The sequence below is a fragment of the Gilliamella sp. W8145 genome, from assembly GCF_016101145.1.
GTDB lineage: Bacteria > Pseudomonadota > Gammaproteobacteria > Enterobacterales > Orbaceae > Gilliamella > Gilliamella apis_A.
Genome location: NZ_JACFRC010000002.1, coordinates 316,866 through 329,275, shown reverse-complemented (window position 1 = coordinate 329,275; position 12,410 = coordinate 316,866). Strand labels below are relative to the sequence as shown.

Below are 12,410 nucleotides of genomic sequence, written 5' to 3'. Positions count from 1 at the left end.
CCGAACTCAGAAGTGAAACGCCGTAGTGCCGATGGTAGTGTGGGTATTACCCATGTGAGAGTAGGGTGCCGCCAGACTTTTAAATATACGAGCCCAGCAGCGATGCTGGGCTTTTTTGCATTTTAGGATTAATGTATTTTTTGTTAGTTATTTATCAAAGCCATTTGTCTAAGGAGTAAATAGTGGATAATTTAAACTTTTTATACCAGTTTTTTGGCTCTGATTTTATTGAAAAATATACAACAATTCCGCAATTAATTGGTATTTTAGGTTATCTTGTTGGAGTTAGTGCTTTTTTACAACGTAATGATAATGCTTTTCGATGGCAATTAACCATTGTTAATATTATTATGACTGTGCATTTTTATTTATTAGGACCAGAATCCTATCCTGCGGCTATACTTAATATAGTAAATATTTTTAGAAACATCACATCAACTTATACCAAGAATTTTTTAGCCATGATGTTTTTTATCGGATTGATGTGGATATTTTACTTTTTCACAACGCCTGATTGGCGACAATTTATACATTATTTCTCGGTTATTGGTACAACATTAGTAACAATTGCATTATTTAGATTTGAACAACAAAAGATGCGATTACTAATATTGTTAAGTAGTATTTTATGGATAATATATAGCTTATGGATAGGCTCTTTAGGTAGTTTAGCTATAGAAGTTACCTTTGCGATAATTAATATTATAACGATTATTAAATTATCACCAAAATCGGCTGTATAATATTATATTTACTCTATTAGTATCATTTTCCTATTTATTTATTGTTATATGTGTGAAACAATTTAACAATATAAAAAATAAATTTTTGAGGTAGTCAGTGATTGATAATGATGGCTACCGTCCAAATGTAGGAATAGTTATTTGTAACAGGTATGGTCAAGTGCTTTGGGCTCGGCGTTATGGACAAAACTCTTGGCAATTTCCTCAGGGCGGAATAAAACTTAATGAAACGCCAGAACAGGCAATGTTTCGTGAACTAAATGAAGAAGTAGGATTACTACCTAAAGATGTTAAAATATTATCGGTGACCAATGGTTGGCTAAGGTATAAATTACCAAAACGCATGATTCGTTGGGATAATCAGCCGGTATGTATTGGTCAAAAACAAAAGTGGTTTTTATTAGAATTGATTTCTGATACTTCAGTGATTAATTTGAATATGTCTTCAACTCCTGAGTTTGATGATTGGAAATGGGTAAGTTATTGGTATCCTATACGGCAGGTTATTGCTTTTAAGCGTGATGTATATCGCAAAGCAATGAAGGAGTTTTCTTTGCCTGCATTTACTATACAATCTGAAGTAGAAGAACCTGTAACAAATCTTTCTAAGAAAAAACGGTTTAACTTCTTTGCTCACAAACGAAAAAATAAACAGCGTGTTAAAAAATGAATCAATTTTTACAATTTCCCAATTTTAATCCAATAGCTTTCTCAATCGGCCCTATTTCATTACATTGGTATGGTGCCATGTACCTATTTGGTGTGCTTGGCGCCTTGTTTTTAGCTAAACGTCGTGCTAATAAACCCAATAGCAATTGGACATCACAACAAGTTGAAAACTTATTATTCTGGGGGTTTTTGGGCCTCTTTATTGGCGGACGTTTAGGTTATGTATTATTTTATAATTTTGATGCATTTCTTGAAGAGCCTACTATTCTATTCAGAGTTTGGGAAGGGGGGATGTCTTTCCATGGCGGTTTGATTGGTGCCATTTGTGTTATTGCTATCTTTGCTAAAAAAACACAAAAGACCTTTATGCAAGTAGCTGATTTTGTGGCTCCATTAGTACCACTCGGTTTAATGTTTGGCCGATTTGGTAATTTTATTAACGGTGAATTGTGGGGCCGAGTAACTAACTCTTCAATCGGTATGTTATTTCCTACTTCATCACATGCTGATTTTATGTTTGTCCAAGCAAATCCAGAATGGTTTTCTTTATACAGCCAATTAAACGGCGTTTTGCCACGTCACCCTTCACAACTTTATGAGATGGTATTTGAAGGTATAGTATTATTTATTATTTTAAATTTATTTATTCGCAAACCTCGTCCAGTTGGTGCAGCCTCAGGACTGTTTTTAGTTTGTTATGGCATATTTAGGTTTATAATTGAGTTCTTTAGACAACCCGATGAACAATTAGGATTATTTTTAAATATAATCAGTATGGGACAAATTCTCTGTCTCCCTATGATCATTGGTGGTATCTTGATGCTTTTATATGCATATAGATTTAACAATAAGGCTATTAAAAAATGAAACAGTATTTATCACTAATGCAAAAAATTTTAAACGAAGGAACGGCTAAATCGGATAGAACTGGTACAGGGACTTTATCGATCTTTGGTCATCAAATGCGATTTAATTTGCAAGATGGTTTTCCATTAGTGACCACAAAAAAATGTCATTTACGTTCAATCATCTATGAGTTACTTTGGTTTCTTAAAGGTGATACTAATATTAATTATTTAAAAGATAATAAAGTAACAATTTGGGATGAATGGGCCAATGAAAATGGTGATCTTGGACCTGTTTATGGCAAACAATGGCGCGCTTGGGGTGCTGCGGATGGTCGACAAATAGATCAAATTTCGCAACTAATCGAACAAATTAAAAATGATCCAGACTCTAGAAGAATGATAGTTTCAGCATGGAATGTTGGTGAGCTTGATCAAATGGCGTTAGCACCATGTCATGCTCTGTTTCAATTTTATGTCGCTCAAGGTAAGCTGTCATGTCAACTTTATCAACGTTCATGTGACGTATTCTTAGGATTACCATTTAATATTGCTAGTTATTCGTTATTAGTTCATATGATTGCTCAACAATGCGATTTAGAAGTCGGTGATTTTGTTTGGACAGGTGGCGATACCCATTTGTATTCCAATCATATGGAACAAACACATTTACAATTAAGCCGTGAGCCAAAAACTTTGCCTAAGCTTGTTATTAAACGCAGACCACCTACAATTTTTGATTATGAATTTGAAGATTTTGAAATTGTTGATTACGATCCTTATCCAGCAATAAAAGCGCCAGTAGCAATTTAAAGCTTAACAAATTTTGAGGAACGCTATTTTAGGGTATATTTTTTCTAAATTATAAGTAGAAATTGATTATTAGGGATTAATTAATTTAATCCTTAATATGTGTTTTTTATGTAATCTTTTCAAACAACTTCATGATAAGCACTTTAGTTATCTTTGATTATTTTATTTTTCTGCCGCATAACAGAAGATATTGGTATATAATGACTAACTTTGTTTAAATGGTTATTTAATCTTAATATGAGTCAAAATCAAGAAATTCATCCTATTTTTACAAAACGATTATTACATCCTCGCTATTGGTTAACCTGGTTTGGCATTTCTATTTTATATTTGATCGTTTTACTGCCATATCCGGTTATTTATCAATTAGGAAAAGGTTTAGGATTACTTTCGATGAAATTAATTGGTAAGCGTAAAGAGACCGCAAGGCAAAACTTAAAATTATGCTTTCCTGAAAAATCTGAACAAGAACGAGATAAAATATTAAGAGATAATTTTATTTCTACAGGACTTGCTATATTTGAAACTGGTATGGCATGGTTCTGGTCTGACAAAAGACTTAAAAAACACTCTTCAATTGAAGGTGATTCACATATCATTCAGATACAACAGTCTGGACAAGGTGTTTTGTTAATTGGTATTCACTTTTTAACGCTAGAACTCGGTGCACGTATTTTAGGTATGAGTCATCCTGGTGTAGGTGTTTATCGACCAAACGACAACCCTGTTATGGATTATGTACAATTAAAAGGGCGTTTAAAATCGAATAAATATATGTTAGATCGCTATAATACTAAAGGCATGATAAGAGCCTTAAAGAATGGTGAATTGCTTTGGTATGCGCCAGATCATGATTATGGTCCTAAAAATAGTGTTTTTGCACCACTCTTTGCGGTAGAAAAAGCAGCGACGACCATTGGAACTCGAATTTTAGTCAAATTAAGTCAGCCTGCAATTATTCCTTTCACGCCTAAACGAGAAAAGAATGGGCACTATACTGTTTACGTTACACCTGAGCTTAAAGGCTATCCTATAGATGATGATGTGCTAGCGGCTACTTTTATGAACAAAGCGATTGAACACGAAATATTAAAAGCACCAGAACAATATATGTGGTTACATCGACGCTTTAAAACTCGTCCTAAAGGTGAGGCGCCTTTATATACAAATAAAGTCCAATCAGATTAGTTTGATGACTTTATAATATTTTCAAATAATTGAAAGAAAGAATATGCAAAAACTGAACAAAATAATTTTGTATTGTCGACCAGGGTTTGAAAAAGAATGTGCAGCAGAAATAACGGATAGAGCCGCACAAAAAGAAATATTTGGTTTTGCCAAGGTTAAAGAAAATAGTGGTTATGTAATATTTGAGTGTTACCAAGACGATCAAGCTGAATTATTAATTAAACAAATTTCATTTCGAACGTTAATTTTTGCAAGACAAATGTTTGTTGCTGGTGATTTATTAGCTAATTTATCAACTGAAGATCGTATTACGCCAATAATTAATGTTTTATCGGGTACTGTTGATAAAGCTGGCGATTTACGTGTTGAAGTTGCAGATACTAATGATGGTAAGCAATTAGCAGGATTTTGTCGCAAGTTTACTGTTCCACTTCGTCAGGCATTACGCAACAAACGTATTCTGTTAAAAGTACAAAATCCATCACGACCAGTTATTCATTTATTATTTATCAATAATAATAGTTGTTATGTTGGCTATTCCCTGAGTCAAAATAACTCTCCTTTTTATATGGGAATACCAAGGTTAAAATTTCCAGCTGATGCACCAAGTCGTTCAACATTAAAATTGGAAGAAGCTTTTCATATTTTTATTCCTTATGAAGAATGGGATGAACGACTTAAAGGTGGTTTAAATGCTGTTGATTTAGGGGCTTGTCCAGGTGGTTGGACTTATCAATTAGTCAAAAGAAGTATGATGGTATATGCTATAGATAATGGTCCTATGAATGAAAAATTAATGGAAACAGGACAAGTTAAACATTATCGTGAAGATGGCTTTAAATTTATGCCTAAAAAGCATAATATTTATTGGCTGGTGTGTGATATGGTTGAAAAACCAGCCAAAGTAACAGAGTTAATAGCTAAATGGCTAATTAATGGTTGGTGTCGAGAGGCAATTTTTAATCTCAAACTACCAATGAAAAAACGTTATGAAGAAGTAAAACAAAATTTACAATTACTAATAGAAGAACTAAATAACAACCAAATAAATGTACAAATTCAGGCTAAGCAACTTTTTCATGATCGTGAAGAAGTCACTGTACATGTACAGCGAATTTGGGGATGAGAAATTATAAGAGAATGTGTATGAAATTAAAACAATCCTTTTATGCTATTGTTATTTTAGCATTATTTTCACTTTTAGTTGGATGTCATCTTAACTCATCAAAGAGTGCTAAATATGATGAAACTAAAGATTCCAATTATTATTTGTCGCAGGTAGATACTAGCTCTGGAAGTGCTAAAATCGATTGGCAGTTATTGGCGATAAGAGCATTAATAAATGAGAATAAACTTTCTCAAGCAAATAAATTATTATCTCAACTACCGGCTAATCTTAATGCAGAACAACAAAAAGACCAATTGTTATCTCAAGGTGAAATAGCAATTAGAAAAGGACAACCATTTAATCTTAGTCAATTAACTATCGAAAAATTAAATGATTCACAATCATATCGTTATTATTCAATCAAATTAGCCTTAGATAGAAAAGCTAAAAAGCTTAATGAGCAAGCGTATGATTACTTATCTTTACAAAAATTTGCACCAGAAAAATTAAAAAAACAAACCTTAAATAATACCTGGAATTTTTTTAGTAAATTATCGTCAAATCAACTAAGTAAAATTTCTGTACCTGAAAATGACTTAACATTGAAAGGGTGGATTGATTTAAGTTACACATATCAACGTAATAATAAGAAAGCGCCTGTTCAAGATGGTGATAGTCCAGAAGTCCTTGAAGCAAAAAATACCAATCGCAAAAATCAACTAAAACAAGCTATTTTAGATTGGGCTGCAAAATATCCTAATCATCCTGCACAAGATATTGTTGCTATTATAACTGGTGAACAAACGCTTGCTGTTGATAATGTAAATTCCAAAAAAGTAGCTTTATTATTACCACTGAGTGGGTCTTCTCGAATATTTGGTAACACTATTCGTCAAGGATATGTTGATGCGGCTAAGTTTTATCCACAAGAGCCACAACAAAATGTTATTGTTTTAGATACAACATCAGTACCAATGGATAATTTAATACAGCAAGCGCAAGAGCAAAATGTTGATTTAATCGTTGGTCCATTATTGAAGTCTGAAGTGAGCCAAATAAAGCAGTTAGCGCCATCTATTCCTGTGTTAGCATTAAATAAAGTTGATGATGGAACTGTTTCCGCTAACAAAATGTGCTTTTTTGCGTTATCTCCTGAAGATGAAGCAAAGGATGCTGCTGATCATATTTTTGCACAAAACAAACAAAAGCCATTGTTAGTTATACCACAAAATGAGTTGGGCAGAAGAGTAGCTCAAAGTTTTGCTAAACAATGGTCGCAAGTTTCTAATGGTTCACAAGCTTATGTGCAATATGTTGGTAATTTAAATACGCTACGTGCCAATATTAATCATAGTAGCGGTATAAGTTTAACCGGTAGTCCGATTGCATTTAATAATGATGATGGCTCGGCTTCAATGTCCTCAAATGGTTCTTCTTCTGGATTTGATGCAATTTATGTTTATGCATCTTATGATGAATTAACCTTGATAAAACCAATGCTAGATATGGGAGCGGGAAAGACAATAGGTAATGGCTCTTCATCCATAGCACTTTATTCAAGTTCTAAAAGTCATGTGGCAAATGCTTCGAATGACTTTAATTATGATATGAATCAAACTGAATATTCTGACATTCCGTTGATTATTAATTCATCAGAAAAAACAACGGCAATGATTCCTAGTAATATTCAAAAAGACTATTCTTTAACTCGATTATACGCTATGGGAATTGATGCTTGGCGATTGGCTAATCGCTTTAATCAATTAGACTCTTATCAGCCTAATTTTTTAGCTGGAATGACTGGTAAATTATCAACCAGTAATCAATGTGAAGTGACTCGATCTCTTGCATGGCAACAATATGCCTATGTTACATCCCAATCGTCCTCAGAACAGAACGAAAAATAAAGATATCGGCAAGCATTATGAATATATTGCTTGCCAATTCTTAGTCAATCAAGGGCTGGTGTTGCTTGATAAAAATAGCCTATATCAAATTGGTGAAATTGATTTAGTCATGCGAGATAAGAGTTGTTTGGTTTTTGTTGAAGTTAGATATCGCAAAAATGCTAACTTTGGCGAGGCTGAAACGACTATTTCGCTAACTAAGCAAAACAAAATTAAACAGGCAGCTCAACTTTGGATGTTAAATAATAACTTAAATATTGAAGATACAGAGTTTAGGTTTGATGTTTTTGCCATAACGGGAAAAAGTCAAAAATGGATAATTAATGCGTTTTAATGATCAGGTGAAAAACGTGCAAGATTTAATAAAAAATTATTTTACTGAAAGTATTCAAACTCAAATTGTTATGGCCGAATCTCTAGGCTCTTCAATTGAAAAAGCGGCTAATATTATCGTTGGAGGATTACTTAATGGTAATAAAATTATGGGATGTGGTAATGGCTCAGCTGCTGCAAATATACAAAGTTTTACCTCTCGGTTAATTACCAGTCTTGATATTGAAAGACCGAGTATTCCGGCTATTGCATTAGTTTCTGATAATGTATTGTTAAGTGCGATATCTAATCACGAAGAAATTTATGCTCGACAAATTCAAGCTTTAGGTCAACAAGGTGATATCTTAGTTATTTCAACTTGTGAAGGGAATAGCCGTTCAATTATTCGTGCTGTTCAAGAAGCTGTAATTAAAGATATGAAAATTGTTGCCTTAACTGCATTTGATGGTGGAGAAGTGATCGGATTACTTGGCCAAAATGATATTGAAATTAGAATTCCATCTTATAAAAAGGTGATGGCTTATGAAATGCATGCAATGATTTTAAACTGCTTAAGCCAATTAATTGAAAATACATTGTTTATTCATACAGAATAAGTTGAAATAAAAACAGTTTTGTTCTGCATTAATAGCGATTTTTATGCTATAATTATGAACTATTTTAAGATTTAAGTTAATAAGAGAACCTGGTGTTATGACCGAACTAGCCAAAGAAATAACCCCCGTCAATATTGAAGACGAATTAAAATCCTCTTATCTTGATTATGCGATGTCTGTTATTGTTGGGCGAGCTTTACCTGATGTCCGCGACGGACTTAAACCTGTTCATAGACGGGTTTTATTCGCAATGCATGAAGCTGGATACGATTGGAATAAACCTTACCGAAAATCTGCTCGTGTTGTTGGGGACGTAATCGGTAAATATCATCCACATGGTGATTCAGCCGTTTATGATACCATTGTTCGTATGGCACAACCATTTTCATTACGTTATATGCTTGTTGATGGCCAAGGTAACTTTGGTTCTGTCGATGGTGACTCTGCGGCGGCAATGCGTTATACCGAAATTCGCATGCAAAAGTTTGCCGGTGCATTATTAACTGATTTAGATAAAGAAACAGTAGATTTTTCACCAAACTACGATGGATCAGAAATGATTCCTGACGTGTTGCCAACTCGCATTCCTAATTTATTAATTAATGGTTCGTCAGGTATTGCTGTTGGTATGGCAACCAACATCCCTCCTCATAATCTAGCAGAAGTTATCAATGGTTGCTTAGCATTTATTGAGGATGAAAATATTTCTGTTGATGGATTAATGGAATATATTCATGGTCCAGATTTTCCTACTGCTGCTTTAATTAATGGCCGTAAAGGTATTGAAAATGCTTATCGAACTGGCCGTGGTATTATTTATATTCGTTCAAAGGCGACGATTGAAGTAGATGATCATAGTGGTCGTGAAACGATCATTGTTAATGAGATCCCTTATCAAGTTAATAAGAAAAAACTGATCGAAAAAATAGCTGAACTAGTTAAAGACAAAAAAGTTGAAGGTATTTCAGCATTGCGTGATGAATCAGATAAAGATGGTATGCGCATTGTTATTGAAATCAAACGTGATGCAGTTGGCGAAGTCGTTTTAAATAATCTTTTCTCATTAACTCAACTACAGGTTTCTTTCGGGATTAATATGGTTGCCTTACATAAAGGTCAACCGAAACTATTAAACTTACGAGAAATGATCGAGGCGTTTGTTCTTCACCGCCGTGAAGTCGTAACGCGTCGAACTATCTATGAACTTCGCAAAGCTCGTGAACGAGCGCATGTGTTGGAAGGTTTAGCGATAGCATTGGCTAATATCGATCCTGTTATTGAATTAATTCGTGCTGCGGCGACTCCTTCTGAAGCGAAAGCTAAATTATTATCGCAAGCTTGGCAACTAGGTAATGTTGCGGCAATGCTTGAAAAAGCGGGTAATGATGCCGCTCGTCCTGAAGATTTAGCACCTGAATTTGGTATTCGTGATGGCCATTATTATCTTTCTGAAGCTCAAGCCCAAGCAATTTTAGATCTTCGATTACATCGTTTAACAGGACTGGAACACGAAAAAATTCTTGATGAATATAAAGAACTATTAGTTCAAATTGCTGGTTTGTTACATATTCTAGCGAGTCCAGAAAGACTAATGGAAGTTATTCGCGAAGAGCTTGAAGCTGTTCGAGATCAATTCCAAGATGCAAGACGAACTGAAATTACAGCAAGTAGTGCGGATATCAATATTGAAGATCTTATTGCTCAAGAAGATGTTGTAGTTACGCTTTCTCATCAAGGTTATGTAAAATACCAACCGTTATCTGATTATGAAGCTCAGCGTCGGGGCGGTAAGGGCAAATCGGCAACGAAAATTAAAGAAGAAGATTTTGTCGAAAAATTACTGGTTGCAAATACTCATGACACGATTCTTTGTTTCTCAAGTCGTGGCAGATTATATTGGATGAAAGTTTATCAATTACCTGAAGCCAGTCGAGGCTCCCGTGGTCGTCCAATTATTAATTTATTACCATTGGAAGCAGATGAACGTATTACAGCGATTCTACCTGTTCGTGAATTTGATGATGAGCATTGTGTGTTTATGGCGACAGCTCAAGGTACGGTTAAGAAAACTTCATTAATTGAATTTAGTCGTCCGAGAAGTGGTGGTATTATTGCTATTAACTTACGTGATGATGATGAGTTAATTGGTGTTGATTTAACTAGTAACGAAACAGCAGATGCTGTTGATGATGAAGAACTCAATGATGATGTTATTGTTGATGAGCTTGACGATGGTGATGAGGTCTCGCAAATTTCCAATACTGAAGATATTATGTTATTCTCAGCCAATGGTAAAGTTGTACGATTCCCGGCCAATAAAGTCCGTTGTATGGGTAGAACAGCAACAGGTGTTCGAGGTATTAAATTAGAAGGTGATGATAAAGTTGTCTCACTTATTGTCCCTCGTGGTAATGGGGCAATTTTAACCGCAACTCGAAATGGTTATGGTAAACGTACTGAACAAGAGTTATATCCAACAAAATCACGAGCAACGAAAGGCGTAATTTCTATTAAAGTGAGTGAGCGAAATGGTGCTGTAGTTGGTGCAGTACAGGTTGAAGAAACCGACCAAATCATGCTGATTACTGATGCCGGAACCTTAGTACGAACTCGAGTATCAGAAGTTAGTGTTGTTGGACGAAACACGCAAGGGGTTACGTTGATTCGAACAGCTGAAAATGAGAAGGTTGTCGGATTACAGCGAATTGCTGAAACAGAGGATGATGTTGAATCGGAACTATCGCCACAGAGTGAGGATAATAATGATTCAACCCAAGAATCCGAGCAATAATTTTAATTATAAAAAAGGATTAGCCACACAGACTAATCCTTTTTTATTTTCTAAAACAGTGATAAGGAATAGAATTACATGTCTTTCTTAATAAAAAAAATCTTAACTAATCTTGCATGGCAAATATTAATTGCCTTGATTTTAGGTGTAGCTGTTGGTGCTTTTCTATATGAACTAGCGGATCCTAATCATGCGTTACATTCATATTACCAATTTTCAATTGTTAATATTTTTCAACCAGCAGGTGATATCTTTATTCGTTTAATTAAGATGATTGTTTTACCAATTATTCTTAGTACACTGACATTAGGTATTGCTGGAATAGGTGGATCTAAACGTTTAGGAACATTAGGATTTAAAACCATTCTTTATTTCGAAATCATTACAACAATTGCTATTTTGTTAGGCCTTTTATGGGGTAATGTTTTTGCACCGGGTGCAGGTATTGACTCTTCAACTTTAGCTACAACTGATATTAGTAAATATACTAAAGCAGCCGAAGAGTTAAGTGGCAAACCTCACGGTTTGATTGTCATGATCTTAGATATGATTCCAGCAAATATATTTAAAGCAATGACTGATGGCGCAGTTTTACCGGTTATTTTCTTCTGTGTATTTTTTGGTTTAGGTTTAATGTCTTTACCAGATAAACAACGCGAACCATTTGTGTTCTTCTTGAAAGTAGTTTCAGATACTATGTTTAAAGTGACCAATATGATTATGCGTTATGCTCCAATTGGTGTATTTGCATTAATTACCGTAACCGTTGCTAAATATGGCTTTGCTTCTTTACTACCGCTATTAAAACTGATTTTAACTGTATATTCTGCAATGATCATTTTTACATTATTGATATTAGGTGCAGTTTGTAAACTATGTAAGTTCAATATCTTTACCTTATTAAAAATATTGAAGGAAGAATTAGTTATTGCTTTTTCTACAGCAAGTTCAGAAACAGCATTACCAAAAATCATTGAAAAGATGGAGGCCTATGGAGCACCAAAAGCGATCACAAGCTTTGTTATTCCTACTGGATATTCATTTAATCTTGATGGTTCAACATTATACCAAAGTATCACGGTCATCTTCTTAGCACAGCTATTTGGTATGGATTTAAGTATCTTAGATCAAATTATCATTGTAATAACATTAATGATTGCATCAAAAGGAATTGCTGGAGTGCCAGGCGCTTCAATTTTAGTATTATCAGCAACACTTGGTAGTGTTGGTATTCCACTTGAAGGTATCGGTTATATTATGGGTGTTGAACGAATTTTAGATATGGGTAGAACAGTTGTTAATGTTGTGGGTAACGCATTAGCGGCAATTGTTATTGCGCGTTGGGAGCATGTCTTTGATGATAAAAAGGCAAGAGCCTATGAGCAAGAATATTTAAAATAGAAATTTACTCTAAAAA

The 12,410-nt window shown here is 34.3% G+C and carries 11 protein-coding genes; all 11 read left to right on the top strand.

Features of this window, described 5'->3' with window-relative positions:
- Window positions 1-182: 182 nt before the first annotated feature.
- Window positions 183-743, top strand: a complete 561-nt coding sequence (locus H3T80_RS09015; RefSeq protein ID WP_198201464.1) for a YgjV family protein — start codon at window positions 183-185, stop codon at window positions 741-743.
- Window positions 744-840: 97 nt separating this feature from the next.
- A complete protein-coding gene (gene rppH / locus H3T80_RS09010) occupies window positions 841-1,413 on the top strand; it encodes an RNA pyrophosphohydrolase (protein ID WP_198201463.1) in 573 nt (190 codons plus the stop codon).
- On the top strand, window positions 1,410-2,279 hold the full coding sequence (gene lgt, locus H3T80_RS09005; protein WP_198201462.1) for a prolipoprotein diacylglyceryl transferase: 870 nt from the start codon (window positions 1,410-1,412) through the stop codon (window positions 2,277-2,279). Before rppH ends, lgt begins: the two co-directional genes overlap by 4 nt.
- Window positions 2,276-3,070: a thymidylate synthase gene (gene thyA / locus H3T80_RS09000; protein ID WP_198201461.1), complete on the top strand. Its 795-nt coding sequence runs from the start codon at window positions 2,276-2,278 to the stop codon at window positions 3,068-3,070. The genes lgt and thyA overlap by 4 nt, the downstream gene beginning before the upstream one ends.
- 237 nt (window positions 3,071-3,307) lie before the next feature.
- Window positions 3,308-4,258, top strand: coding sequence for a Kdo(2)-lipid IV(A) acyltransferase (locus H3T80_RS08995; RefSeq protein WP_198201460.1), 951 nt, complete (start codon window positions 3,308-3,310; stop codon window positions 4,256-4,258).
- A gap of 52 nt (window positions 4,259-4,310) precedes the next feature.
- Window positions 4,311-5,384: a 23S rRNA (cytidine(2498)-2'-O)-methyltransferase RlmM gene (rlmM, locus tag H3T80_RS08990; protein WP_198201471.1), complete on the top strand. Its 1,074-nt coding sequence runs from the start codon at window positions 4,311-4,313 to the stop codon at window positions 5,382-5,384.
- A 20-nt stretch (window positions 5,385-5,404) separates the two neighbouring features.
- Window positions 5,405-7,273 (top strand): penicillin-binding protein activator, encoded by a 1,869-nt coding sequence (locus H3T80_RS08985; protein WP_198201459.1) that lies wholly within the window; start codon window positions 5,405-5,407, stop codon window positions 7,271-7,273.
- The gene (locus H3T80_RS08980) at window positions 7,227-7,607 is read left to right on the top strand and encodes a YraN family protein (protein WP_198201458.1); all 381 of its coding nucleotides are present in this window, start codon (window positions 7,227-7,229) and stop codon (window positions 7,605-7,607) included. The genes H3T80_RS08985 and H3T80_RS08980 overlap by 47 nt, the downstream gene beginning before the upstream one ends.
- A 16-nt stretch (window positions 7,608-7,623) precedes the next feature.
- The gene (locus tag H3T80_RS08975; RefSeq protein WP_086359253.1) at window positions 7,624-8,202 is read left to right on the top strand and encodes an SIS domain-containing protein; all 579 of its coding nucleotides are present in this window, start codon (window positions 7,624-7,626) and stop codon (window positions 8,200-8,202) included.
- A 97-nt stretch (window positions 8,203-8,299) separates the two neighbouring features.
- Window positions 8,300-10,993, top strand: a complete 2,694-nt coding sequence (gyrA, locus tag H3T80_RS08970) for a DNA topoisomerase (ATP-hydrolyzing) subunit A (RefSeq protein WP_110448653.1) — start codon at window positions 8,300-8,302, stop codon at window positions 10,991-10,993.
- Between the two features lie 90 nt (window positions 10,994-11,083).
- Window positions 11,084-12,394, top strand: a complete 1,311-nt coding sequence (gltP, locus tag H3T80_RS08965) for a glutamate/aspartate:proton symporter GltP (RefSeq protein ID WP_181414705.1) — start codon at window positions 11,084-11,086, stop codon at window positions 12,392-12,394.
- The last annotated feature ends 16 nt before the right edge of the window (window positions 12,395-12,410 follow it).

Excerpts from the sequence above, each read along its gene's own strand:
- H3T80_RS08995 (WP_198201460.1), top strand. The coding sequence starts at position 3,308 with ATGAGTCAAAATCAAGAAATTCATCCTATTTTTACAAAACGATTATTA.
- H3T80_RS08985 (WP_198201459.1), top strand. The coding sequence starts at position 5,405 with ATGAAATTAAAACAATCCTTTTATGCTATTGTTATTTTAGCATTATTT.
- lgt (WP_198201462.1), top strand. The coding sequence starts at position 1,410 with ATGAATCAATTTTTACAATTTCCCAATTTTAATCCAATAGCTTTCTCA.
- H3T80_RS08980 (WP_198201458.1), top strand. The coding sequence starts at position 7,227 with ATGCCTATGTTACATCCCAATCGTCCTCAGAACAGAACGAAAAATAAA.
- gyrA (WP_110448653.1), top strand. The coding sequence starts at position 8,300 with ATGACCGAACTAGCCAAAGAAATAACCCCCGTCAATATTGAAGACGAA.
- thyA (WP_198201461.1), top strand. The coding sequence starts at position 2,276 with ATGAAACAGTATTTATCACTAATGCAAAAAATTTTAAACGAAGGAACG.